The sequence below is a fragment of the Nocardia sp. NPDC050408 genome (assembly GCF_044458905.1).
Classification (GTDB): domain Bacteria; phylum Actinomycetota; class Actinomycetes; order Mycobacteriales; family Mycobacteriaceae; genus Nocardia.
This window is the reverse complement of the sequence record NZ_JBITIL010000003.1, coordinates 691085-714618: the sequence shown is the minus strand read 5'-3', so window position 1 is coordinate 714618 and position 23534 is coordinate 691085. Positions and strand designations below refer to the sequence as shown.

Sequence of the window (23534 nt, the reverse complement as noted above, 5' to 3'; positions counted from 1 at the left end):
GAGCCGGTGTGCCGCATCGCCCGAATGCGGCGCGTCACCCCTCCAGACGAAGCTTTCGGCTCGAGGTCCCCGGCGCGAGGGTGGTTTCGCCTTGGCGGACGGTGATTACTCCTATGAGGATCAGGGTGCCGCCGAGGAGTTGGAGAGGGCGGGGGGATTCGCCGAGGAGGACCCAGGCGAAAGCGAGTGCGGCCAGGACTTCGAAGAGGGCTACGAAGGAGGCGAGGCGGGAGCCCAGGAGGCGGGTGGCGGCGATGCCGGAGACGTAGGCGAGGGCGGCGGTTATCGTGCCGAGCGCGAGGACGGGGAGCCACCACGAGACGGTGAAGTATTGGAAGACAACGGGATTGGTGGTGGCGTCGAGGGGGACGATGCCGATCGCGCCTGCCGCGAGGAGGGCGAGTCCGCCGAGGAGGAGACCACCGGCGGCGAGTACCGTGCCCGGCAGGGTGCCGTCGCCGTGGGCGGAGAGCAGGAAGTAGGCGGCGGCGCCGATCATGGCAGCGAGGGCCCATGCGATGCCGATGCCGCTGGCGGCCAGGCCGGAGCGCAGGTCGATGACCAGGATCAGACCGGCCATCCCGAGTACTGCGCCGAGAACCGTTGCGGCGCTCGGACGTTGGCTATTACGCAGCCATAGCCAGCCAACCACGGCCACCGGCGCGGTGTATTCGATGAGCAGCGCCACGCCGACTTGCATATGGGCTACGGCGTTGAAGTAGGCGAGTTGGGTACCGGCCACGGCGAGCAGTCCATACGCGGTGATCAAGGATGCGTTGCGGCGCAACAGATCCCAGTCACCGTGCAACTGCACCAGTGCGATCGGAACCAGAACCGCCGCGGCAACCAGCACCCGGACCGCCACCACGGACGCGGAGCTCCAGCCCGCATTCATCAAGCCGCGAGCCAGTGATCCCGATAGCCCGAACGAGGACGCGGACACCACCGCGCAAAGCAGTCCGGTCCGCAGCCGCTGCGCAGTGCTGTCATGAGTCATCGCAACCATGACTAATGACGCTAAGGTCGGCCAGGTAATATGTCAACATGGCCTTTGCCCATGACACTGAGGCGGCGTTGGTTGCGGCGGTGGAGCTGGTGAATTCCGCGGAGGAGCCGGATACGTTGACCGAGATCGCCCAGCTCGACGAGTTTTTCGACAAACACGTCTACACCGGCGTGCACGCCGGCGACGCCGCCGAGCTCGCCGCGGTGCGCGCCTTGCGCACGCCGCTACGTCACATGCTGACCAGTGATCGCGACACGACGGTGCGGCTGATCAACGAGACGCTGGCGATGCATCGTGCCCTGCCACAGTTGGTTCGGCACGGCGATGTCGATTACCACATCCACGCGGTACCCGCGCAGGCTCCGCTCCCGGTTCGCATCGCCGTCGAGACCGCAATGGCAATGATCGATCTGGTCCGCTCCGACGAGCTGAGCCGGCTATCCCTCTGCGCCGACGAGGGCTGCGAAGGCCTCGTTCTCGACCTGTCACGCAATAGATCGCGCCGCTACTGCAGCACAGCCTGCGGAAATCGCAACGCTGTCGCCGCCTACCGTGCGAGGAAGAAGTGAATCCCGGTCAGTTAAAGCGCTATCGCAGGCGCGAGAGTCGCATACCACCTTGCTGGCACCAATTCTCCATGCCGAGTATCCCGAGGTCGGTATCGCGTCCTTACTCAATCCTCGAGGTCCGCACGTGTTCTCACAGATTCGGCAGATGTGCACCGAGCAATCGTTGACCAGTCCCGCCTTCGCCGGCCTACATAGCCCGTCGGCCGTGCCGGACCTCCTCGGTGATCCACGCGTCGCTGATGTCCTGGCGCGCAATACACTCGGCCGATTCGTGCCACGTGTACCGATCTACAGCTTTCACGGCGTTCTCGACGAAATCGTGCCGGTGAGTCAAGCCGACGATATGATGCGTCAGTGGTGCGCAGGCGGGGCGAGCGTACAGATCATCCGCGACGGTTGGCTCGACCATATATTGGAAGGCCTTGTCCACCAACAGGATGCGGTTGAATATCTCGCGGACCGGTTCGCAGGAGCTCCGGCACCAAACGGATGTTGATCAGACTCCCATGGTGTGAGGTGGTTGTTGGGCGTACTGCATACTGACCGCATGGGTGCTGTCAGTTTTCTGCACATCTTGATTCTGCTTGCGGTCGTGGCGGTGCCGGTGGTCATCGTGTTGATCGTGAAGTCCGGGTCGGGAGGGGGATCGCCGACGCCTGCGATGGCACCGGGGTGGTATCCGGACCATGCGAATCCAGGGCTGGTGCGGTGGTTCGATGGGTACCAGTGGACGAATTACACGCAGCCGCGGCAATGAAGGGGTTCAGCTGTGGAGCGTCACCACTCGGCGAAGGAACCGTCCTTGCGGTGCCAGATCGGGTTTCGCCAACGGTGGCCCTGTTCGGCAGCGCGAGTCACCGCAGCTTCGTCGATCTGGATGCCGAGGCCAGGGGCCTGGAGCAGGTCGACATAGCCGTCGTGGTAAGCGAAAACCGTCGGGTCGACGAGGTAGTCGAGCAAGTCCGAGCCGGTGTTGTAGTGGATGCCGAGGCTTTGCTCCTGAATGAGCAGGTTGGGGGTGGCGAAGCCGACCTGGAGGCTGGCGGCGAGGGCGATAGGGCCGAGGGGGCAGTGTGGGGCGAGGGCGATATCGCGAGCCTCGGCAAGGGCGGCGATGCGGCGGACCTCGGAGATGCCACCCGCGTGCGAGAGATCGGGCTGGACGACGGCGATGCCCTGATCGAGCACCACATTGAAATCCCAACGCGAGTAGAGTCGTTCGCCGGTGGCGATGGGAATGCTTGTCGTGCGGGTGATCTCGCCGATCTGGCTGCTGCACTCCGGGACGAGCGGTTCCTCGACGAAGAACGGCAGATACGGTTCGAGTAGCGGTAGCACACGCCGCGCCATCGGAATGGACAGGCGGCCATGGAAATCGACGGCGATATCGAAATCGTCGCCGGTTGCCTCACGCACCGCCGCGACGCGATCGACGATGCCTCGGGTCGCGCGCGGCGTATCGATCAGCTCCAATTCGGCGGAGCCGTTCATCTTGATCGCGGTGAACCCCTGTTCTTTTCGTTCTACCGCCGCGCGCGCGACATCGTCGGGTCGATCGCCGCCGATCCAGCTGTATACCCGGACCCGATCGCGGACCGCACCGCCGAGCAATTGCCAAATCGGCACGCCCAGTGCCTTTCCGGTGATATCCCACAGCGCCTGGTCGATGCCCGCGACCGCACTCGACAGGATCGGTCCGCCCCGATAGAAGCCGCCCTTGGTAAGCATCTGCCAGTGCGCTTCGATGCTCATCGGGTCCTTGCCGACAAGGTAGTCGGCCAGTTCGTCGACCGCGGCGGCGACGGTGTGAGCGCGGCCTTCGAGGACCGGTTCACCCCAGCCCGTGATGCCCTCGTCGGTCTCGATCTTCAGGAAGCACCAGCGCGGGGCGACCAGGTAGGTGGTGAGTGCGGTGATCTTCACCGGGACTCCTTTCGCACGCTCCAGCCGCCGTCGACGACCAGGTTGGCACCGGTGATGAAGGATGCGTCGTCGGAGGCGAGGAAGGCCACCGCGGCGGCGACCTCCTCGGGTGCGCCCATCCGGTCCAGCGCGGTGGCCTGGGCGGACAGCCGCCGACCTGCCTCGTCTACGTCATCCCATACCGGGGTGAGAATCGGGCCGGGCAGCACGGCATTGACCCGCACGCGTGCGCGCCCGTACTCCACGGCCAGCTGCCGGACCAAGGCGGTCAAACCGCCCTTGGCGGCGGCATAGACCGGATAACCGGGAAGCCCGAAGTGGGCGTGCACGCTGGAGACCGCGACCACATTGCCGCTGCGGCTGCGCAGATCGTCGATGAAGGTGTGCAGGCCGAGGAACAGCGGGGTCAGGTTGACCGCGAGGCCGTCATCCCATGCCTGCCTGGTCAATTCGTGGGCCGGGATAGTGGCCTGTCGGGACGCGTTGCTGCACAGGAAGTCCAGCGGTCCGAACAGCTCGTTGACGCTATTGCGTAGCTCGATCCAAGAATCCTCCGAAGACACATCGCAGCGGACGAATTCGGCTCGATGACCGGCTGCACGGATCTTCGAGGCGACCTCGCGCCCACTCGCCTCAGCGATATCCGCGATGACGACCGCCGCGCCATCGGCGGCGAGCCGGTGGGCGGTGGCCGCACCGATGCCGGACGCACCCCCGGTGACGACCGCGACCCGGTCTGCCAGACGACTCATGCTCTTCCCTATCGGTTGATGTCGGCGCCGATGAGCAGGCCGAGTTCGTGCCGGAACGGCAGACCAGCCCAATCACCGGGTACGGATACGGCGAATGCGCCGCAGGTGGCGGCCAATTGCAGGCTGTGGCGCACGGAGCCGTTGTCGAGCACACCGGCGAGGTAGCCCGCGACGAACGCATCGCCCGCGCCGACCGGGTCGACGCTGCGGATATCCACCGCTGGCTGCCGGATCAGCTCGTCGTCGTGCAGTGCGAGTGCGCCTTCGGATCCGAGTTTGATCACAACTTGCGAAGGCCCCAGTGCGGCGAGGGATTCCGCCATCATGCCGGGGCTAGCGGACGGTACCAGGAGGGCTGCTTCGTCCGTACCCGCGAAGACGATGTCGGCGTGGGACACCAGCTTCGAAACTTCCACGGCCGCATCCGCTTCCGACCACAATGCGCGGCGGTAGTTGATATCGAGGGAGACGGTGACCCCGGCATCGACGGCGGCGTCGAGTGCGGTGTGGACGGCGTCGCGGGCGGATGGGCTCAGTGCCGGGGTAATGCCGGTGAGATGCAGTACCCGCGCGGCGGCGACCTGGGCAGTGTCGATATCGGCGGCCGCTAATCGAGATCCTGCTAAATCCTTGCGGTAGTAGGTGACTCGCATGTGGTCGGCGGTTCGCCGCTCACGCAACATCAGCCCGCTCGGCAGTTCCGGATCGATTCGGCATCGCGAGATGTCGACCTGTTCGGCGCGGAGTCGATCGAGCACCATGGTGCCGACCGCATCGGCACCGACGCTGCCCACCCATGCGCTCTCGTGCCCCAACCTGCGGACGCCGATGGCGACCGTCGCTTCCGCGCCCGCGAAATCCATCCGCATTGTCGCACCGGGAGCCAAAGGGCCTGGCTCAGTGGCGGCGACGACACCGAGTGCTTCGCCCAAAGTGACCAATCCGCCTGTCATCGCCGTGACCTTCGCACGCTGCGGGGCTCAGCATTCGGATCCCACGAAACAGCAATCACAGCAACGCCTTCCGTACCGCGGACGCACGCTCACGCAACGCATCCAGATCACCGCCGGTGCACGCGTCACCGACGAGCGGCGAGCCCATGCCGAGCGCCCTGGCACCCGCATCCAGATACGCCCTGGCATCGGCGAGCCCGATACCGCCCGTCGGCACCAGCGGGATCTCCTTCAGCGGACCCCGAATCGCCTCCACATAGCCGGGACCGCCGACCGAGGCAGGAAAGACCTTGACCATGGTCGCGCCCGCCTGCCACGCACCGTGGATCTCGGTGGGCGTGAACGCGCCGCAGATCACCGGCACACCCATGCGGCGGCCCTCCGCGATGACCTCGGGGCATACCGTCGGGGTGATCAGATATGCCGCACCCGCGTCCACAGCTCGAGCGGCATCGGTCGCCGTGAGCACTGTGCCCGCGCCGACCGCGTGGGCAAATCCGGCGCAGTCGCGCAGTGCCTCCAGTGCCCCCGGCGAGTTGAGCGTGAACTCCACCGCCGTGATGCCCGACTCGTGCAGTACGGCGGTCACCTCGGCGAACCGAGCGGCCGTCGGAGCGCGCAGGATTGCGATTACCGGCGGATTCAGGGTGAGGACGCGATCAGCGGTCATGGGTTACTCACCAACCTCGCATCGGAGTAGGTATTCGTCGCAAGACCGGTCACGCCCGGCTCACAGGTGAACAGCCGCCCAGCATCCGGATCAGCGGAACCCTCCGCGGCCGTGGTGATTACGAGAACATCCAGGTTCGGTCCGGCGAAGGCGCAACTGGAGACCTGCGCCGGGCCGACATCGATCACCGCATGCGGCCGACCCGATGGATCGAACGAACGCACCTGCCCCGCACCCCACACCGCGACCCAGACGAAACCCTTTGCGTCCACAGTCAAACCATCGGGCAGACCGTCCGGAAACTCCGCGAAGGTGCGTCCATTGCTGAAAGTGCCGGTGGCCGAGTCGTAGTCGAAGGCTTCGACTCGATGTGTCGGGCTGTCCGCGTAATACACCGTGGCACCGTCCGGGCTCCAGCCGAGACCATTGGAGATCGTCACCTGCTGACGCACGGTACTCAGCCCCCCATTGGGATCGAGTCGATAAAGCGCCGCGGTGCCCGGGATTTCGTCCTCGGACATGGTCCCGGCGAACAGTCGCCCGCACGGGTCGGCCTTGGCATCGTTCATACGCCGCCGTACCCCGTCATCGGGCAGCGATAGCGTCGCTACTTCGGTCATTGTGCCGTCAGCGATATGCAGGAAGGTGTCGACGGCAGTCGCGATCAGCCCGCCCGATGCGCACGGCACGACCGCGCTGACCCGCTTTCCCACTGCCACGGTGGACCTCTGCACGAGGTCACCGTCGCGCAGTGTCGCGCGATGAATGCGTCCCGCCGGAATATCCACCCACAGCACCTCATCGGTGCGGTCATCCCAGACCGGTCCCTCACACAACCTGCCCGGCCTCGGCGAGCACCGAGCGGCTTTCAGTTCGATCATCATTCGCTCCTGACGGGTTCTAGGTCGGCAACCCGACCGCACGTTCCCCGCTGCGCCGCTGCTGAATAACAACCGCCGCCACCAGCAATGAACCCTGAGCGACGTTCTGCCAGAACGTATTCACACCAACAACGTTCAGCCCGTTGTCCAGCGCACCGAGCAGCACAACGGCCAGCAGAGTGCCACCGATCGTGCCCTTACCGCCCTTCAGCGCACACCCACCCAACGCCGCCGCGGTTATCGCCTTCAGCTCGAGCCCTTCACTACCCGAGACCGGCTGCCCGGAACCGGTCCGCGCGGTCAGAATGATCCCGGCAATCGCCGCCACCGCACCCGCGAGCACGAATACCGCGATCAGGTACTTGTTGATATTGATCCCGGAAAGCCTTGCGGCCGTGTCGTTCCCGCCGATGGCATAGATATTGCGGCCGATATCGGTGTACTTCAGCAGCACATGCATACCGATCGCGACCACCGCGAGAATGACCACCGGCACCGGCAGACCCAGGATCTTGCCGCGAGCGATGAAGATGAACACATCGTCGCCCAGCACGAAACCTTGTGCCTTACCACCGGATATCAACTGCGCGACGCCCTTGAACGCGGCCAGGGTGGCCAGTGTCGCGATCACCGGATTGACGCGTCCGTAGACGATGATCAACCCATTGATCGCTCCGAGCACCAGCCCGACACCGATCGCGGCAAGAATGCCCAACCAGGGGTTGTCAGCGGTCGCGGTGAAGGCCATCGCGCTGATCACCGACGCGACACCGGCCTGCGAGCCGACCGAAATATCGAGCGCACCACAGATGATCACAACCGTCTGGACCACCGCGAGCAGACCGAAAACCGTTACCGCTTCACCGATTCCGGCTAGATTCGCCGGATCCAGATAGCCGTCGTTGAGCCAGGCGAAGATCGCGACGACCACCACCAGTGCGCCGATCAGACTGAGATTTCCGGTGCCGATTGCCTGCACCAGCCGACGCATTGCCGCGCCGCGAGCCAGCACCGAAGGCGAGGCTACGGCGGCTGGGATCGAAAGTTGTTGGTCTGTCATGGGTTTCCTCGCGATGTATGCGATAGGTCGGCGGCCATGGCCAGCGCGAGAATCGCCTCCTCGCTGGCCTCTTCACGGTCCAGTTCGCCGGTGACCCGGCCGTGTTGCATGACCACGATCCGGTCGGCCAGGCCGAGCACTTCGGGTAGCTCCGAGGAGATCACCAGTACCGCGACGCCGGATTCGGCCAGTTCCTCGATGATGTGGTAGATCTCGATTTTCGCGCCGACATCGACGCCACGGGTGGGCTCATCCAGGATGAGCACCTTTGGTTTTCGGGCCAGCCAGCGGGCCAGCACGACCTTCTGTTGATTGCCACCGGAGAGCTTGCGCACCTCCTGCTCGATGGAAGGCGTTCGCACCCTGAGCGAGTCGACGTACTGACGCGCGAGTCGCCGCTCCTCGCCGCCCCGGACGAACCGCAGCCGCCGTAGGCGGTCGAGCATCGCGAGCGAAATATTGTCGCGCACACCGCGATGCAGCAGCAGCGCTTGCGCCTTGCGCTCCTCCGGCGCGTACCCCATCCCGGCCCGCACCGCATCTCGCGGTTGCCGCAGACGCAGTTTCTTACCGTCCACTCGCACCTCGCCGGAGCGGATCGGCAGATCACCGGCCAGCGCCCCGGCCAGTTCCGAGCGACCCGCGCCGACCAGCCCGGCCAGCGCGACCACCTCACCGGCGCGCACCCGCAGACTCACCTCCGTCACATCGTCGGTGGTCACCGCATCCGCGTCCAGGACCACCCGGCCCGGCGTATTGTGCTTGCGCGCGAATAGCGTCGACAGATCCCTGCCGACCATCATCCGCACGATCTCGCGATCGGTGGTCTCGGCCGTGGCCCGCTCACCGACGAGCGCGCCATCGCGCAGCACCGCGACCCGATCGGCCAGCCGGAAGATCTCGCGCATCCGATGCGACACATAGATCACCGCGAGGCCCTGCTCGCGCAATCGACCGATCAGCGCAAACAGCGATTCGGTCTCGTGGTCCGATAGCGACGAGGTGGGCTCGTCGAAGGCGATCACCTTGGCATCGGTGGTCAGCGCTCGCATGATCTCCACCAATTGGCGTTGCGCCGCAGTGAGTTTCGAACCGACGGTGTCCGGATCGAGGTCACGGTCGAAGCCGAGTCGGGCGAGGTCGGCGCGCATCCGTTCGCGCAGGGCGGCTCGGTCGAGCAGACGGCCCGAGCGTCGCGGCAGCGATCCGAGATAGACATTCTCGGCGACGGAAACATGCGGCACGATCTCCGGTTCCTGGCCGATGACCCGGATTCCGGCCGACCGCGCGTCGGCGGGGGTGGCCAGCTCGAGTCGCACACCATCCAACTCGAGCCGGCCACCATCCGGGCGGTGATCGCCACCGAGGATGCGGATCAGGGTGGATTTACCCGCCCCGTTCTCACCCATCAGGGCGGTCACCGCACCAGCGGGAAAATCCAGGCTCACTTCGCGCAGGGCCGGCACCCCGGCGAAGCTCTTGCTCAGCCCGGAGACCCGCAGTCCGGTCAGCTGCATGTGACGCCCGCCTGCTGCCAGTTGGTCGAGTCGACCATCTTGGTCGGCGCGTAGGCCTCGGGCGGCATCTGCTTGCCGTTCTTCAGGTAGTCGTAGATCGTCTGAACCGACAGTGCGCCAACGTCTTTGCCATTGATGAACAGCGCCGCCTTGAAGCCGGTCGGCTTGCCGCCGCGCCATTCCTTGCAGGCCAGATAGGCGCCGAGGCCGACGCCGAGCACATTGTCGGCGGAGTATCCGGCGTTCTGGATCGCCGCGACGCCGCCGCTGACGTTCTCGTCGTTGCAGCCCATGACAATCCAGTTCTTCACCGACCGATTGCCCGATACCGTCGCCGAGATCTTGTTCTGGGCGTCCGAGGGGGTGTTGTCGGTGCCGACCTCGATCACCTTGACGTCCACGCCGGCGGCCTCCTTGAAGGCCTTCTCGTTGGCCTTGACCCGGTCGGTGCACACGGTCACATCCTGTTTCCAGGCATCGATGATCGCGGTCTCCTCCGGCTTCCACCCGGCCTTCTTGAAGTCCTGACCGGCGCGGGTGCCGACCTCGGTGCCCATCTGGGTGCCGCTGAAGCCGACCCGCGGCACCAGATTGTCCTTCGCGCAGGACGACGGATCCGGCCCGTTCGTACAGACCTGGTCATCGGAGGTCAGCAGCGCGACACCACCGGCCTTCGCGAGCTGGGCGACCTGCGGACCGACCGACGGATCGGGCACCACGACGATCACACCGCTGGCCTTCTGGTTGACCGCGTTCTGTACCTCGGTGACCGCCTTGTTCGCGTCATTGCCGAGATTCACCACCTTCAGATCGATGCCCAGCTCCTTGGCCTTCGCCTTCGCGCCCTCGGCCTCACCGATGAAGTACTCCTGATCGCCCTGCTTCTGCGCGTAAACCAGGCTGATCGCACCGGTGGTGTGCTGCGGACCGGTCGCCTGCGAATCGTCCTTGCCCGACGAGCAGGCCGATGCGGCCAGCGCGAGCGATACCCCGCAGAAAACGGCTCTGGTCCAACGGCTTCGGTGGGTCCAGGACATGGGGTGCTCCTCTGAATACTGCGCCGGGCACTCGGCGTCTTGTAGTGACCTGGGTTACAGTAGGACTTCGGATAACCGTTGTAAATAGTGTTGTCAGAAGTGCTCGGGTAGCGTCTGCGAATATCAATCGGAAGGAGATGGCCCGACCGTGTACCAGCTGACCGCGCGCGATATCCGCCGCCGGAATCGGTTCTACGTACTGCAGGCGGTCTACGCCGCCGAGGGCCACACCAGCCGTCAGGAGATCGCCGGCGCCACCGGGCTCTCGTTCGCGACCGTGGGCAATATGATCGCCGAACTGCTCGATGTCGGGGTGCTCGCCGAACTCGGCTACGACGCGCCCGGCATCGGGCGGCCGCGCGCACAGCTCGCGATCAATCCGGCGCGCGGCACCCTCGTCGGGGTCGATATCGCCGAAACCAGTATTCATTTCGACCTTTTCGACCTGGCGATGTCGGTGCTGCGGTCGGTGGAGATTCCGGTGGATCCCGCGGCCACCCGGCCCGAGGATGTCACCGAGCTGATCGTTCGCGGCATCGACGAGCTGACCGCCGACGATGCGGAGCGGGTGCTCGGCGTCGGATTGAGCGTGCCGGGATTGGTGGAACCCGAAGACGGTGTTTCGGTGTTCTCGCCGTACTGGGACTGGCACGACGTGTCGTTGAAATCGCTGCTGCAACCGCGGGTGCCGCATCCGCTGTATCTCGACAATCCACTGAAAGCCAGTACGGCAGCACATCTTTGGTTCGGAGCCGGGCGGGATGTGGACGATTTGATCGTCGTCACGCTGCGCGCCGGAGTCGGTATCGGCGTCGTCATCGACGGCACGCTCTATCGCGGCGTGACCAATAGTGCCGGCGAGTGGGGGCACACCAACCTCGTCATCGACGGACGCGAATGCCGCTGCGGACGTCACGGCTGCGTCGAGGCCTATGTGAGCGCACGCGGCATCGTGCGGACTCTGCGCGAAATCGCACCGGCCAGCCCACTACTCGCGGCCGACGATACCGCCACCATCGCGGCCATCGCCGCCAGCGACGACCCCATCGCCAGCGCGGTCATCGAAAGGACCGGCAACTACCTGGGTGTCGCCGTCGCCAACCTGGTCAACCTCTTCAACCCCCGCACCATGGTGTTCGGCGACCTCGTCGCGAACGTCCTCGGCGAACGTCTGCTCGACGCAACCCGCCGCGTAGCCGCCCACCACGCCATGTCCGACCCCTTCGCCGCGGTAACCCTGCAACTGTGCACTCTCCCCCACAACCCCGTCAGCCTCGGCGCCGCCACCTTCGCCCTCGAAGGCTTCCTCGCCGACCGCGAAACCTTCGGCTCCATCGCCGCCCGCCGCGCCATCCGCTCGACCACCTAGCCGATGACTTATGCACTGTCCGATTCGGTTTCGAGATCCGCCACGATCGGATCACGGAATATGTTCGGTGGCGGTGACCGCAATGGCAGCGGAGCGAGCGTGTTTTGGTGACCGCCGAGCTCGCCGCAGTATTCGAACGGGCCGCGTCGATCGAGCAATTCGAACATGTGTGGGTCTGCGTGCTCGAGAAACCACACGCTGATACCTGCTCTGCCATCGAGTCGGTAGTACTCCCAAGCCCGCCAGAGGGCGTCCAGGCGGGCGATGGCTTCGGCATGCTTCCACCATTCCGGACACCACACCACGTAGCCGCTCACTTGCCGCCGATAGACCAAGCTCAGATAGTTCTCGACATACTCGACGACATCCCTGTAGACAGTGACCCGCCCGCTGTCGGTAGCGGTTTCGGAGTCGGACCGGATGGGATCGGGAAACAGATGTGGTGGCGGCGATTTCAAGGGCATCGGATCGAGCATGTCTTGGTGACCATCACCTACGTTGCAGTACGTGAAGGGGCCGCGTTGGTCGAGTAGTCTGCGCATGTGCCGATCGGCGTGATCGTTGAGCCACACGCTGATGCCTGCTCCGCCATCGAGCCGGTAGTACTCCCAAGCCCGCCACAGGGCATCCAGACGTATCGTGGCCTCGGCGTGCTTCCACCATTCCGGACACCACTGCGCGTCACTGAGATCACTCACGTGCCGCCGATAGACCGGGCCCAGGTAATTCTCGACGAACTCGACTACGTTTTCATAAATCGTCGACGACGGTTGCGCTTCGCTCACCGCGGACGCACCTCCCGAATTCTCGATGTCGCGGCCGCGAAACATCCTGCCCCCACATACATTTGAAATCCGAGAGTACTCGTGGCCGCCGACATTTTCGCCGACTGGGCCGCCAGCACAGCGCGAAGACCCCGCCCGGGGTGAGGAACCGGGCGGGGTCGGGTGTCCCCCAACGAACGCCGTTGGGTTCTTCTTCGCTATCTACTTGGCCGGCGGGAACGGCGGCTGGTTGATAGTGGAGAAGTATTGGATGGCCGCGCCGATGGCGACCGGGGCTGTGATGAAGATCTGACCGGCCAGGGTGCCGAGGGCGCCTACCGCGACGATGCCACCGAGGCAGCCGATGGCGGCAGCCGGGATGAACGCGCCGAACAGGCCGATGATGGCGGCCGAGGCGACCGTGGCGCCGGCGATACCGCCGAGGACACAGCCGATGGCGCCGCCGCTGAGGCCGCCGACCAGGGTGCCGATGGTGGCGCCCATGGTGATGGTGCTGGTCATGCGGGACCAGGCGGCCTGCTCACGGTCGTACTCGTTCTTCCAAGGCGCCTTGTCCTCGAAGGGCAGCGCGACCGGCTTGTAGGTCGCGTGCCCCATGTCGAACTGTGGCGTCAGGGTGGCGGAGTGGTCGGCGATATCGGCGACGATCGGGAATTCGAAGTCGTCGACGCGGAACTTCAGCGGCATGCCGGTGAGCACGGTGCCGTTGCTCGCCTTGATCTTGAAGACGCCGTCCTCGACGACCATGGCGCCCGCGTCGGTCTCGATGATGGTCTGGGTATCGGTGGCGGCGGCGGTGAATCCGACCGCTTCGTCACCGTCGGGCTGCGCACCGGCCGTACCGGCGGCGATCCCGACTGCGGCGACCAGTCCGGCGGCCGCCGCAACGATTTTCCTCATCGTTATTACTTTCCTCTCGGATTTTCGGGGACGTCGGCGCGCGAGCGCGCCGCATGCCGGTCGCGGATCGCGCCGACAGGTTCAGAGGTCACACAGCTCTGCCTCGCTGGCGCTCGGCTCGACTGCGACCCGTCAGGTGGTTTGCCTCGCTGCGCTCGGTCACAGGTCGAGGACGAGCACCTCCGACCCCGCCCGGGAGACGCACAGCATCATCGTGTCGCCGCGTGCCTGCTCTTCGACGGTGAGCACTGAGTCGCGGTGGTCGATATCGCCTGCGAGCACAGCGGTTTCGCAACTGCCACAGGTGCCTTCGCGGCATGAGGTGATGATCTCGATCCCTGCGGCATCGAGGACGTCGACAATGGACTGAGTGGCGCCGACGCGGAAAGTTTCTCCACTACTCGCTAATCGGACCTCGAAGGAGTCGCGCGCTACGGATGCCACCGGCCGCGGCACGAACCGTTCGACATGCACGTCCGAATTGCGCCGCGCCCCCTCGGTTTCCACGGCCGCCAGCAGCGGTTCTGGCCCGCAACAATAGATCGCGGAATCGGAGTGCTCGGCGAGGATGTCGCCGATCGGCAGTAGTCCGTGCTCGTCCTGCGGCAGCAGTCGCGCCCGTGGATAGCGGCGTGCGATCTCGTCCGCGAACGCCATATGTCCTCGAGTCCGGCCGCCGTAGTACAACTCCCACCGTGCCTCCGAAGCCTGCGCAGCGGCCAGCATCGGCAGAATCGGGGTGATCCCGATACCGCCCGCGACGAATACATAGCTGTCGCGCACAAGAAACTCGAAGTTGTTGCGAGGGCGTGAAATACGCAGCTCGGTATTCGGAAATGCGGTCAGGTGCAGATATTCCGACCCACCACGTCCCTCGGGTTCGCGCAGCACCGCGATCCGCCAGTGCCGCCGATCCGCCGGATCACCGCAGAGCGAGTATTGGCGGACCCCCGCGCCGCCGACCGCCACGTCGATATGCGCGCCCGGTGTCCACGACGGCAGTTCTCGGCCCGCAACCGCGCACAGCTCGAGTGAGAACACACCCTCGGCCTCGTCACGGCGGGCCGACACCCGCACCGGAAACTCCGTCATCTGGTCCCCTCGGCTATCTCGTCTTCGCGACTACCGTCGCCGAGACAGCACCGATCCGCACCGGACGAATGCGCAGTCGATTCGCACAATCGACGTTGACTATCGACCCGACTCGGACGCCGCCCGCCCACCGAAACTGACGCCATGACCACTGTGGCGCATTTGGTGGACAAGACCACCCAGTTCATACGTGACCAGGTAATTCCGGTGGAACGCGAGGTCGTCGTCGACGGGCGCGTCATGGACGACGCGCTGCGGCTCGAACTACAGAAGAAGGCGAAGGAGGCGGGCGTCTTCGGCCCGCTGTCCGCCCCGGAGTACGGCGGACTCGGCCTGGACACCCGGGCCCAGGCGCGGGTGTTGGAAGCGGCCGGTGCCAGTCTGCTCGGCCCGATCGCGGTGAACGCCTGGGCACCCGACGACGGAAACATCCACCTGCTCGCCCATGTGGCCGATGCCGAACAGCAGCAGCGCTATCTCGCGCCGCTGGCTGCCGGTGAGGTGCGTTCAGCCATTGCGATGACCGAACCCGCACCGGGCGCCGGATCCGATCCCGGCATGCTGCAGACCGTTGCCGAAGAGACCGATGACGGCTGGATCATCAACGGCGCCAAGCATTTCACCACCGGCGCGCAGGGCGCCGCCTTCACCATCTGTGTCGCGCAGACCAGTGACGGACCCACCATGTTCCTGGTGGACCAGGACAATCCGGGGCTGAAGATCGGTCGTCGGATGCCGACGCTCGACCATTCCAGTGCACCGGGCGGACACTGCGAGGTCGCCTTCGTCGATTGTGCGGTACCGGATTCCGCCGTATTGGGCGCGGTCGGTCAGGGACTTGTACTCGCCCAGGTTCGGCTCGCGCCGTCGCGCCTGGTGTTCTGCATGAACTGGCTCGGCCTCGCCGTGCGCGCGCACCACCTCGCCATCGAACACATCAGCACCCGAAAGGCCTTCGGTGTGCCGATCGCCGATCACGGTCTGGCGCAGGGACTCGTCGCCGATAACGAGATCGACATCGCCGCGGCCCGTGGCGTGATCCGCACGGCGGCCGAGACCATCGACGAGCAGGGGCCGACATCCTCGCAGGCGCGCCACGATGCGTCGATCGCGAAAACCTTCGTCTCGGAGGCGGTCTGGCGGGTGCTCGATCGGGCGGTGCAGCTACACGGCGGACTCGGTGTCTGCGAGGACTACCTGGTCGCCCGATTCCTGGTGGAGGCCAGGGCCTTCCGCATCTATGAGGGGCCATCCGAGGTACTGCGCTGGTCCATTGCCCGTCGCGCACTGCGCAATCGCTGAAGGAGAGAAATGACTACGATATCGCGAAGCGATTCCATGAGGGGTGGCGGCCGGGTGACGGGTGGGCCTACGCGTGAAATCGTCGGATTCGCCGCCGCCTATCCCGAACTCGATTGTGCTGCGGTCGATTACGAATATCTACGGGCGGTATCGCAGGAGATGGTGCCGTTCGGACGACACGTCGGCACTCTGATCACCGAGATCTCACCGGAGCGGGCGGTCGTCGAGATTCCCGCCGTGGACACCGTGCGCAACCATATGGGCACCGTGCACGCCGGTGCGTTGTTCACCGCCGCCGATATCGGTGGCGCGGCGGCCTTCGTCGGTGCGGCCGCGACTCGCCTGGACACCGTCGAGCGACTGGTGCTGCGCGCTGGCACGGCGTCCTATCGCAAACCGGCGGTCGGGCGGATCCGCGCCATCGCCACCGTCGATCAGCGTGAACTCGCCGATGTGCTGGCCGCCACCGCTTCGAACCGTTTCGAATTGTCCGGCAAGGCAGTGCTGCTCGATGAGGCCGATGTGATCGTCGCGAAGTTCACCTTCGACTACGTCTGCGATATCGCGATCACGGAGGCGGACCAGTGACCAGCGCCGCACCCCAGAAAAATTCGGAATTCAGCACTTTGGAGTCGACCACGGTATCGACCGCCGATGGCGTCGAGTTCATCGTCCGCTTCCTACCCGCCAAGAAGTCCGATGCGCCGGTGGTGCTGATACTGCCCGCCATGGCGTTGAAGGCGAAGAGCTATTTGCGCCTCGCCAAAGAACTACATGCCCAAGGCCTTTCGGTCGCCACCTGTGATCTGCGGGCCCACGGTGAGGCAAAGCCGGAGTTCGGGCAGCACAGCGATTTCGGCTACCGCGAAATGTTGGAAATCGATTTGCCCGCAGTAGTTTCCGAGGTCCGCGCCCGTTTTCCGCAGGTGCCGATCCACCTGTTCGGGCACAGTCTCGGCGGCCAGCTCGCGCTGTTGTTCGCGGCCGCCGAGCCCGACCAGGTCGCCGGAGTGACCGTGATCGGGACCGGCACGGTGTTCTGGTGGGCATTCGGGCCGCGCCGCTGGTTCGAGGCGCTGAGCCAGATCCAGTGGATCGGCTTGGTTTCGCGCTGGAAGGGGCACTGGCCCGGCGGCGTACTGATCCCCGCACCGATGCCGGGCCGCGTGATGCGGGACTGGTCGATGCACTCGCTGACCAGCTATTATCGTCCGAAAGGCACAGCGCGGCAATATAATACGTTGCTGCGCGGGATGACGTTGCCGGTGTTGGTCATCTCGCTGTCGGAGGATGTGCTCGGGCCGAAGTCCAACGTCGACTTCCTGGTCTCCCGGATGCCGAACGCCCGGGTCACCCAGTGGCATATCGACGAGCATGCGCCGGTCGAGCACCGCGATCACTTCCAGTGGGTCAAGGATGCACCGGCGATCGCGGCCCGGGTGGCGACCTGGGTCGTCGCGGGCGAGCTGCCGGTCTAGGGGATCTGGTGGCACGACTGCGCATCGAGCGGGTATCCAAGCACTTCGGCACGACCTATGCCGTGCGGGAGGTGAGCCTGGAGATCGCCGACGGTGAGTTCATGGTGTTGCTCGGACCGAGCGGCTGCGGCAAATCCACCCTGCTGCGAATGATCGCGGGTCTGGAGGATCCGACCGGTGGCCGAATCCAGCTGGACGACACCGATATCACCCATCGGGCACCGCAGCAGCGGGACCTGGCCATGGTATTCCAGAGCTACGCGCTGTATCCGCATCTGACGGTGGCGAAGAATATCGGCTTTCCCTTGCGGGCGCGGCGCACACCGCGCGCGAAAATCGCTGCGCGGGTTGCGGAGGTGGCGACAGCGCTGGGATTGGACGAGTTGTTGCGCCGCAAACCCGCCGCGTTATCGGGCGGACAGCGACAACGAGTTGCCTTGGCTCGAGCCATGGTTCGTGATCCCGGTGCGTTCCTGATGGACGAACCTTTGTCCAATCTGGACGCGAAATTGCGCAGTGCCACTCGGGCTGAACTGATTGCGCTGCATCGGGGATTGGGAGCGACATTCCTCTACGTCACCCATGACCAGGTCGAAGCGATGACCATGGCGGACCGGATCGCACTGCTCAATGACGGTCAGGTCGAGCAGGTCGGCACCCCGACCGAACTCTACGACCGTCCCCGCTCGACCTTCGTCGCCGGATTCCTCGGTGCGCCGCCGATGAATCTGTTTCCCGCGGCGGTCACCCAGCGCGACGGCCGCCTGTTCCTGGTGGCCGATGGCATTGACACCGAATTGGACATCACCGCAGCGGATTTCGATGCTGACGTCGACGTCGTCGCCGGGATCCGCCCCGAACAACTGCGCATCGACTCCTCCGACCCCGCCATCCGCGGGCACGTGACGATGGTCGAGAACCTGGGCAGCGAGGAACTGATCCATTTCAGCACCGGCGAGCAGACATTGTGCGCCCGCGCACCGCGTCCGGCCGGCGTGCGCGCCGAGGAGCCGATCGGGTTGCGCGTGGATCCCGCGCACCTGCACCTGTTCCACCCTGAATCCGGACTGCGCCTGAATTGGCGAGAGCCGCAACGGGATTCGGTAACCGATGGCACTGTCGTCGCCGTCGCCTGATTCGTAACACCCCCTTCATCGATGAGGAGAACCACCGTGAAACGCACCGTGCCCGTATTGGGCTTGGTGTTCGCAACGACCGTCGCGCTCAGCGCCTGCGGCGGACTCGGGAGCACCACCACCGACTCGAATGCCGACACCGCCCAGATCCCGGAACTGAAGCCGGATCAGCAGGTGTCCATCGTGTTCGAGTCCTACAACTACGGTCTCGCCGGCGCGTGGACCGACACCTTCAACGCGCTGATCGCCGATTTCGGCAAGAAGTTCCCGAATATCAAGGTGACCGCGCAGAAGCCGCAGGGTAATAGCCCGAATCCGGCCACCGACACCATCTCCAGCATTCAGAACCAGATGGTCGCGGGCACCCCACCGGATGTCGCGCAGCTCGGCTTCAGCGATCTGGACTACACCATCCACCAGCTCGGCGCCAAACCGCTGGACACGCTGGTTTCCGAGCCGGAGGTGCAGCGCAACTTCGACGGGGCCAAGTACCCGTTCGCCCCGAAGGCGCGCACGCTCGCGGATTGGGACGGCCACACCTACGGTGTCCCGTTCGTATTCTCCACGCCCGTCCTGTATTTCAATGCCTCGCTGTTCACCGAGGCCGGGCTCGATCCGGCCAAGCCGCCCGCCACCTGGCAGCAGGTCTCCGATGCTGCCGCCGCGATCACCGGGAAGACCGGCAAGGGCGGTGTGTATATCGATTGCCTGACCAAGACCGCCAAGGACTGGTGCTTCCAGTCGATGGTGCGCTCCAATGGCGGCCGGGTCATCTCCGACGACCGCAAGGCGCTGTCGTTCGCGGACGCGCCCGCGGTCGAGGTCACCCAGATGAGCAAGCAGCTGGTCGATTCGGGAAGTATGCCGAAGTTCAACCAGAAGCAGGGCTATGAAGCGTTCGCACGCGGTGAGATCGGCATGATCCTGGAGACCAGCGCGATCCAGGGCACCTTCGTCACCGGCGCCAAGGACAAGTGGGATCTGCGCGCGGCACCAATGCCGAGTTTCGGCAGCAAGCCGACCGTGCCGACGAATTCCGGTGCGTCGCTGCACATTCTGTCCAATGACCCGGCCAAGCAGCGGGCGTCGTGGGAGCTCATCAAGTTCCTCACCAGTGAGGACGCCTACACCAAGATCTCGCAGGGCATCGGATATCTGCCGTTGCGCACCGGCTTGATGGACGATCCGAACGGGCTGAAGACCTGGTCGGAGCAGAACCCATTGCTGAAGCCGAACGTCGCGCAGCTGGCGAATATGGAGCCGTGGACCTCCATGCCGGGCACCAACTATCTGCAGATCCGCGACGGCATGATGGACGCGGTCGAGTCGATCGTGTTCCAGGGCAAAGATCCCCAGCCAACCTTGACCACCGCCCGGGACCAGGGCGCCAAACTCCTGCCCGCGTCATGAGCACGGTGACCGTCGTTCAGCTGACCGATACCCACATCCGGGCCACCGGGGAACGGGTACACGGCATGATCGACACCTACGCCAACCTCACCCAGGTGCTGCAGCAGCTGCGGGCCTCGCGGCAGCGCATCGACGCGCTGGTGTTATCGGGAGATCTGACCGATAACGGGTCACCGGAGGCATATCGGCGGCTGCGTGATGCGGTGGAGCCGGTGGCCGCCGAACTCGGCGCACGGACGGTGTACACGATGGGCAATCACGACGAGCGCACCGCGTTCGGCATCGAGTTGCTCGGTCTGGATTCGGTCGACCCGGACGTCACCCACGACCAGGTGGTCGACGTCGCGGGACTGCGGATCATCTCGCTCGACAGCAGCACACCACACAGGCACGACGGGCGGCTCGAGCCCGAACAGCTCGACTGGCTGACCGATCAGTTGCGCGAACCCGCACCGCACGGCACGTTGCTGGTGCTGCACCATCCGCCGATTCCGTCACCGGTCGCCGCGACCGAATATCTGCGGCTCGAGCAGCCGGAGTTACTCGAGGAAGTGCTTGCGGGATCGGATGTGCGGCTGATCATCTGCGGGCACAACCACCTGACGGGTGCGGCCGCGCTCGGCGGCATTCCGGTGTGGATCGGGCCCGCACTGGCGTACCGCATCGATACGATCGCGCCGCTCGGACGGCACCGGGGCCTGACCGGATTCGGTTACAGCCGCATCGATCTGCTCGGTACGACACTGGTGGCCACCGCGATCGAGGCGACGCCCGCCGAAACCGTCTACGACCGCGCCGAAGCCGATGTACTCGAACAGCTGGCCGCGCTGGCCGCTGAGGCCAGGTAGATGTTCGTAGTCGAAATGCCCGCTGCGGCACCGGATACCGTGCCGGTGCCGCAGACCCGCCGCCGCGCCCGGTTCCGCCGGGCGGGGCAGTTCGTGGTGCCCTACCTGTATCTCGCGCCCGCGCTGTTTCTGCTGGTGGTGTGGATCTATCGGCCGCTGGTGCAGGCATTCGAGTTGTCCACCTACTCGTGGAATCTCCTGCCGACCTCGCCGATGAAGCCGGTCGGCACCGGCAATTACGCACGGCTGGTGGCACTTCCGGCATTCTGGGATTCGGTCGGGCGGACCGGGGTGCTGATCGTGGGCATGCTGCCGTTCACCGTTGTCCTGCCGGTGCTCATCGCGCTGGCGAGCAGAAGGGTGCGGGGCCGGACCATCTATCACGCCTTCATATTCGTGCCGTTCCTGGTGGCTCCCGTCGCGGCAGCGGCGGTTTGGCGCTGGCTGTTGCATCCCGGCAGCGGCTTCATCGATCAAGTGCTCGGCTCGAATCGCAACTGGGTATATGACGCGGGCACCGCGCACGCAGTCGTCATCGGGATCACCGGCTGGCAGCTGCTCGGGTTCGCGGTGCTCGTGGTGTGGGCCGGATTGGCCGGTATCAGTGGCGATTACGACGAGGCGGCGCAGGTAGACGGCGCGAGTCCGGGACAAATCCGGCGCTGGATCACATTGCCGCTGCTGTCCCCCACGCTGCTGTTCCTGGTGCTGACCACCGTACTGCTCAGTCCCACACTGACCTTCCCGCTCATCGACTCGATGACACAGGGCGGGCCGGCCCAGGCCACCACCAATATCTATTACCTGCTGTGGGACTACGCCTTCCACAGTTTCGACGCCGGACTCAGTGCGGCGGCCGGCGTGCTGTTGTTCGCCGGATTCGGAGTGATCGCCGGGATCCTGGTGTGGATCTCGGAAAGGGTTGCCTTCCATGATGATTGATCGTTTGCGGACCGCGAGCAGCCATCTGCTGCTCGCGGTCACCGCTGTGGTGTGCGTCTTTCCGATCTATTGGCTGTTCGCCACCTCGCTGCGGCGGCCCGAGGATGTCACCTCGCTCTCGCCCTTCCCCTGGCCGATCTCGTTCGCGAACTACACCGATGCCGCCGAGAAGGTCGATGTACTCGGCTTGATCGGCAATACCTTCTTCGTGGCGGCATTGTCCGCGGCCGGACAGCTGCTGGTGGCGCTGTTGGCCTCCTACGCGTTCGCGATGTACACCTTTCCGTTCCAGCGGATCCTGTACCTCGCGTTCGTCGGGACCTGGCTGGTTCCGTTCCAGGTGACGATGCTGCCGAACTATGTGCTGCTCACCCGGCTCGGGATGGTCAACTCCCTGATCGGCGTAGTCTTGCCGACCTTGTGCTCGGCACTCGCGGTGCTGCTGATGCGCCAGCACATGGCCAGCTTTCCGAAGGAACTCGTCGCCGCCGCCAAAATCGACGGCCGCTCCTCCTGGTCCATCCTGTGGACCGTCGTCGTCCCCAACCTCCGCCCCGCCCTCGCCGCCCTGGCCATCCTGCTGTTCATCAACGCCTGGAATGAATACTTCTGGCCCGCAGTCGTTCTCCGCCAATCCAACAGCGTGCTCCAGCTGGGTTTACGCAGCTTCATGGGCACCGAAGGTGATCAGTGGGGGCCGATGATGGCGCTGGCCAGCCTGGCCTGCCTGCCGGTGTTGCTGATGTACCTGCTGCTGCAGCGGCACATCGTGAACGCCTTCGTGCGGTCGGGGTTGAAGTAGTGAAGAACCGTGGTGTCACCGCGAGCGCCGGTGTCGATGTTGTGCCAGGCTCAGGCGCGCCTCCCGGGCCATGCCGACTCCGTCTGCACCTCGAAACCGAAACTCAGTCGACAAGTGCGCCGCCGGACAGATTGGCGATTGCTCCCGTCATGGCTCCAGCTCGATCTGAAGCCAGGAACGCGGCCGTCTCCGCAATATCAGACAGCGTAGGCAGCCTTTTCAGAAGCGTCCCCTGCGCCATCGCCCCGTCTTCGAGCAATTCCTGGACCGACAGCCCGGCCGCTGCCGCGGTTTGTTCGAAGAGATCCTTGGTGTAGGAACCCGCTGCCGGCGCATCGACGACAGCGTGTGGACGGATGCCGATGACCCGGATGTTGCTGGGTGCCAGCTCCGCGGCCAGGTTCCGCGAGAAGGCCTCCTTGCCGGCCGCGCTCACGCTGTGCCCCAAGATGCCGCCTACAGCCAGCTTGGAACCCGGCTCGGACAAAGTCAGGATGACGCCAGGACGCTCGCGACCCATGTGCCGTGCCACAGCCTTGCTTGTGATGAACAGCGTCCGCAGAAAGCCGTCGATCGGCCGCATGAACTCCTCCAGCGAGAGGTCCGCGAGCAATGTCCCCTGGTCGTGCATGACACTCACGGCGTTGAGGGCGATGTCGATGTTGCCGGCCGTCGCCGCGATCGCATCGGCGTGCTTTTCGACCGCCTGCTGATCGAAAACGTCAACTTGCGCGGTCTCGACTTTTCCGCCCGTGGCGGCGATATCGCGCGCCACGGCGTCGAGCTTCGCCTGCGTCCGCCCGGCGATGAAGACCCTCGCGCCTTCCCGCGCGAATACCCGTGCGGTAGCGCCGCCGATAGCGCCCCCGCCTCCATAGATCACAGCGCACTTATCTTCGAGCAGCAATCCACTCATATCTGATCAGACCTCCAATACGCAACCATCTGTTGCGCATTACTCTGCCATGAGGATCAGAAACGCGCAACCTTTCGTTGCGCAAACATGGCGAAGTGCCGCACGGGCACTGTGATGCCCAACCGGAGACCGACAATGTCGGGATTGCGGTTGCGCTAGCTACCATCCGCTGTGGTGTGGATAGGG

Annotated in this window: 25 protein-coding genes; 12 read left to right on the top strand and 13 right to left on the bottom strand. The window is 65.1% G+C overall.

Going from position 1 to position 23534, the window contains the following annotated elements:
• Nucleotides 1–34: 34 nt before the first annotated feature.
• Nucleotides 35–1006: an EamA family transporter gene (locus ACIBJI_RS13075; protein WP_397084171.1), complete on the bottom strand. Its 972-nt coding sequence runs from the start codon at nt 1004–1006 to the stop codon at nt 35–37.
• Between the two features lie 38 nt (nt 1007–1044).
• On the opposite strand from ACIBJI_RS13075, the gene ACIBJI_RS13070 reads away from it, so the two are divergent.
• From ACIBJI_RS13070 to ACIBJI_RS13060, 3 genes are read left to right on the top strand one after another with little or no spacing between them, the layout of a single operon-like run.
• On the top strand, nt 1045–1575 hold the full coding sequence (locus tag ACIBJI_RS13070) for a CGNR zinc finger domain-containing protein (protein WP_397084169.1): 531 nt from the start codon (nt 1045–1047) through the stop codon (nt 1573–1575).
• Between the two features lie 49 nt (nt 1576–1624).
• The gene (locus ACIBJI_RS13065; protein WP_397084167.1) at nt 1625–2071 is read left to right on the top strand and encodes a lipase family protein; all 447 of its coding nucleotides are present in this window, start codon (nt 1625–1627) and stop codon (nt 2069–2071) included.
• Between the two features lie 51 nt (nt 2072–2122).
• Nucleotides 2123–2332: a DUF2510 domain-containing protein gene (locus ACIBJI_RS13060; RefSeq protein WP_364339550.1), complete on the top strand. Its 210-nt coding sequence runs from the start codon at nt 2123–2125 to the stop codon at nt 2330–2332.
• A gap of 20 nt (nt 2333–2352) precedes the next feature.
• Here the strand turns inward: ACIBJI_RS13060 and dgoD are convergent, their stop codons facing one another.
• The 8 genes from dgoD to ACIBJI_RS13020 are packed head-to-tail and all read right to left on the bottom strand — an operon-like array spanning nt 2353 to nt 10368.
• A complete protein-coding gene (gene dgoD, locus ACIBJI_RS13055) occupies nt 2353–3498 on the bottom strand; it encodes a galactonate dehydratase (protein WP_397084165.1) in 1146 nt (381 codons plus the stop codon).
• The gene (locus ACIBJI_RS13050) at nt 3495–4250 is read right to left on the bottom strand and encodes an SDR family oxidoreductase (protein WP_364339545.1); all 756 of its coding nucleotides are present in this window, start codon (nt 4248–4250) and stop codon (nt 3495–3497) included. The genes dgoD and ACIBJI_RS13050 overlap by 4 nt, the downstream gene beginning before the upstream one ends.
• A gap of 8 nt (nt 4251–4258) precedes the next feature.
• The gene (locus ACIBJI_RS13045; protein ID WP_397084163.1) at nt 4259–5203 is read right to left on the bottom strand and encodes a sugar kinase; all 945 of its coding nucleotides are present in this window, start codon (nt 5201–5203) and stop codon (nt 4259–4261) included.
• A 55-nt stretch (nt 5204–5258) separates the two neighbouring features.
• Entirely contained in the window at nt 5259–5873 is a 615-nt protein-coding gene (locus ACIBJI_RS13040; protein WP_397084161.1) for a bifunctional 4-hydroxy-2-oxoglutarate aldolase/2-dehydro-3-deoxy-phosphogluconate aldolase, read from the bottom strand.
• Nucleotides 5870–6754, bottom strand: coding sequence for an SMP-30/gluconolactonase/LRE family protein (locus tag ACIBJI_RS13035; RefSeq protein WP_364339539.1), 885 nt, complete (start codon nt 6752–6754; stop codon nt 5870–5872). Before ACIBJI_RS13035 ends, ACIBJI_RS13040 begins: the two co-directional genes overlap by 4 nt.
• 19 nt (nt 6755–6773) lie before the next feature.
• Nucleotides 6774–7814 (bottom strand): ABC transporter permease, encoded by a 1041-nt coding sequence (locus ACIBJI_RS13030; RefSeq protein WP_364339537.1) that lies wholly within the window; start codon nt 7812–7814, stop codon nt 6774–6776.
• Entirely contained in the window at nt 7811–9331 is a 1521-nt protein-coding gene (locus ACIBJI_RS13025) for a sugar ABC transporter ATP-binding protein (protein ID WP_364339535.1), read from the bottom strand. Before ACIBJI_RS13025 ends, ACIBJI_RS13030 begins: the two co-directional genes overlap by 4 nt.
• Entirely contained in the window at nt 9322–10368 is a 1047-nt protein-coding gene (locus tag ACIBJI_RS13020) for a substrate-binding domain-containing protein (protein ID WP_397084159.1), read from the bottom strand. The genes ACIBJI_RS13025 and ACIBJI_RS13020 overlap by 10 nt, the downstream gene beginning before the upstream one ends.
• Nucleotides 10369–10516: 148 nt before the next feature.
• Here ACIBJI_RS13020 and ACIBJI_RS13015 point away from each other — a divergent pair, with 148 nt between their 5' ends.
• The gene (locus tag ACIBJI_RS13015; RefSeq protein WP_364339531.1) at nt 10517–11737 is read left to right on the top strand and encodes an ROK family protein; all 1221 of its coding nucleotides are present in this window, start codon (nt 10517–10519) and stop codon (nt 11735–11737) included.
• Nucleotides 11738–11745: 8 nt separating this feature from the next.
• On the opposite strand, the gene ACIBJI_RS13010 is transcribed toward ACIBJI_RS13015, so the two are convergent.
• The 3 genes from ACIBJI_RS13010 to ACIBJI_RS13000 all read right to left on the bottom strand — a co-directional run bounded on the left by ACIBJI_RS13010 (nt 11746) and on the right by ACIBJI_RS13000 (nt 14514).
• Nucleotides 11746–12522, bottom strand: coding sequence for a DUF4913 domain-containing protein (locus ACIBJI_RS13010; RefSeq protein ID WP_364339529.1), 777 nt, complete (start codon nt 12520–12522; stop codon nt 11746–11748).
• A gap of 201 nt (nt 12523–12723) precedes the next feature.
• Nucleotides 12724–13422: a hypothetical protein gene (locus ACIBJI_RS13005; protein ID WP_364339527.1), complete on the bottom strand. Its 699-nt coding sequence runs from the start codon at nt 13420–13422 to the stop codon at nt 12724–12726.
• A 159-nt stretch (nt 13423–13581) separates the two neighbouring features.
• A complete protein-coding gene (locus ACIBJI_RS13000) occupies nt 13582–14514 on the bottom strand; it encodes a PDR/VanB family oxidoreductase (RefSeq protein WP_364339525.1) in 933 nt (310 codons plus the stop codon).
• 144 nt (nt 14515–14658) lie between these two features.
• Here ACIBJI_RS13000 and ACIBJI_RS12995 point away from each other — a divergent pair, with 144 nt between their 5' ends.
• Genes ACIBJI_RS12995 through ACIBJI_RS12960 form a run of 8 tightly spaced genes read left to right on the top strand, consistent with a single transcriptional unit; the run spans nt 14659 to nt 22432 of the window.
• A complete protein-coding gene (locus ACIBJI_RS12995) occupies nt 14659–15816 on the top strand; it encodes an acyl-CoA dehydrogenase family protein (protein ID WP_364339523.1) in 1158 nt (385 codons plus the stop codon).
• Between the two features lie 9 nt (nt 15817–15825).
• Entirely contained in the window at nt 15826–16404 is a 579-nt protein-coding gene (locus ACIBJI_RS12990) for a YiiD C-terminal domain-containing protein (RefSeq protein WP_396955895.1), read from the top strand.
• Nucleotides 16401–17294, top strand: coding sequence for an alpha/beta fold hydrolase (locus ACIBJI_RS12985; protein ID WP_397084155.1), 894 nt, complete (start codon nt 16401–16403; stop codon nt 17292–17294). Before ACIBJI_RS12990 ends, ACIBJI_RS12985 begins: the two co-directional genes overlap by 4 nt.
• An 8-nt stretch (nt 17295–17302) precedes the next feature.
• Nucleotides 17303–18430 (top strand): ABC transporter ATP-binding protein, encoded by a 1128-nt coding sequence (locus ACIBJI_RS12980; RefSeq protein ID WP_397084153.1) that lies wholly within the window; start codon nt 17303–17305, stop codon nt 18428–18430.
• Nucleotides 18431–18466: 36 nt separating this feature from the next.
• Nucleotides 18467–19840, top strand: a complete 1374-nt coding sequence (locus tag ACIBJI_RS12975; RefSeq protein WP_364339515.1) for an ABC transporter substrate-binding protein — start codon at nt 18467–18469, stop codon at nt 19838–19840.
• Nucleotides 19837–20688: a metallophosphoesterase gene (locus ACIBJI_RS12970; RefSeq protein WP_364339513.1), complete on the top strand. Its 852-nt coding sequence runs from the start codon at nt 19837–19839 to the stop codon at nt 20686–20688. Before ACIBJI_RS12975 ends, ACIBJI_RS12970 begins: the two co-directional genes overlap by 4 nt.
• On the top strand, nt 20689–21630 hold the full coding sequence (locus tag ACIBJI_RS12965; protein ID WP_364339511.1) for a sugar ABC transporter permease: 942 nt from the start codon (nt 20689–20691) through the stop codon (nt 21628–21630).
• The gene (locus tag ACIBJI_RS12960) at nt 21620–22432 is read left to right on the top strand and encodes a carbohydrate ABC transporter permease (protein ID WP_396955890.1); all 813 of its coding nucleotides are present in this window, start codon (nt 21620–21622) and stop codon (nt 22430–22432) included. The genes ACIBJI_RS12965 and ACIBJI_RS12960 overlap by 11 nt, the downstream gene beginning before the upstream one ends.
• A 103-nt stretch (nt 22433–22535) precedes the next feature.
• On the opposite strand, the gene ACIBJI_RS12955 is transcribed toward ACIBJI_RS12960, so the two are convergent.
• Nucleotides 22536–23348, bottom strand: coding sequence for an SDR family oxidoreductase (locus tag ACIBJI_RS12955; protein WP_364339507.1), 813 nt, complete (start codon nt 23346–23348; stop codon nt 22536–22538).
• Nucleotides 23349–23534 lie beyond the last annotated feature (186 nt).

Excerpts from the sequence above, each read along its gene's own strand:
- ACIBJI_RS13030 (WP_364339537.1), bottom strand. The coding sequence starts at position 7,814 with ATGACAGACCAACAACTTTCGATCCCAGCCGCCGTAGCCTCGCCTTCG.
- ACIBJI_RS12990 (WP_396955895.1), top strand. The coding sequence starts at position 15,826 with ATGACTACGATATCGCGAAGCGATTCCATGAGGGGTGGCGGCCGGGTG.
- ACIBJI_RS13050 (WP_364339545.1), bottom strand. The coding sequence starts at position 4,250 with ATGAGTCGTCTGGCAGACCGGGTCGCGGTCGTCACCGGGGGTGCGTCC.
- ACIBJI_RS12995 (WP_364339523.1), top strand. The coding sequence starts at position 14,659 with ATGACCACTGTGGCGCATTTGGTGGACAAGACCACCCAGTTCATACGT.
- ACIBJI_RS13005 (WP_364339527.1), bottom strand. The coding sequence starts at position 13,422 with ATGAGGAAAATCGTTGCGGCGGCCGCCGGACTGGTCGCCGCAGTCGGG.
- ACIBJI_RS13040 (WP_397084161.1), bottom strand. The coding sequence starts at position 5,873 with ATGACCGCTGATCGCGTCCTCACCCTGAATCCGCCGGTAATCGCAATC.
- ACIBJI_RS13020 (WP_397084159.1), bottom strand. The coding sequence starts at position 10,368 with ATGTCCTGGACCCACCGAAGCCGTTGGACCAGAGCCGTTTTCTGCGGG.
- ACIBJI_RS13045 (WP_397084163.1), bottom strand. The coding sequence starts at position 5,203 with ATGACAGGCGGATTGGTCACTTTGGGCGAAGCACTCGGTGTCGTCGCC.
- ACIBJI_RS13000 (WP_364339525.1), bottom strand. The coding sequence starts at position 14,514 with ATGACGGAGTTTCCGGTGCGGGTGTCGGCCCGCCGTGACGAGGCCGAG.
- ACIBJI_RS12965 (WP_364339511.1), top strand. The coding sequence starts at position 20,689 with ATGTTCGTAGTCGAAATGCCCGCTGCGGCACCGGATACCGTGCCGGTG.
- ACIBJI_RS13060 (WP_364339550.1), top strand. The coding sequence starts at position 2,123 with ATGGGTGCTGTCAGTTTTCTGCACATCTTGATTCTGCTTGCGGTCGTG.
- ACIBJI_RS12960 (WP_396955890.1), top strand. The coding sequence starts at position 21,620 with ATGATGATTGATCGTTTGCGGACCGCGAGCAGCCATCTGCTGCTCGCG.
- ACIBJI_RS12955 (WP_364339507.1), bottom strand. The coding sequence starts at position 23,348 with ATGAGTGGATTGCTGCTCGAAGATAAGTGCGCTGTGATCTATGGAGGC.
- ACIBJI_RS13075 (WP_397084171.1), bottom strand. The coding sequence starts at position 1,006 with ATGGTTGCGATGACTCATGACAGCACTGCGCAGCGGCTGCGGACCGGA.
- ACIBJI_RS13025 (WP_364339535.1), bottom strand. The coding sequence starts at position 9,331 with ATGCAGCTGACCGGACTGCGGGTCTCCGGGCTGAGCAAGAGCTTCGCC.
- ACIBJI_RS12970 (WP_364339513.1), top strand. The coding sequence starts at position 19,837 with ATGAGCACGGTGACCGTCGTTCAGCTGACCGATACCCACATCCGGGCC.
- ACIBJI_RS13035 (WP_364339539.1), bottom strand. The coding sequence starts at position 6,754 with ATGATCGAACTGAAAGCCGCTCGGTGCTCGCCGAGGCCGGGCAGGTTG.
- ACIBJI_RS13070 (WP_397084169.1), top strand. The coding sequence starts at position 1,045 with ATGGCCTTTGCCCATGACACTGAGGCGGCGTTGGTTGCGGCGGTGGAG.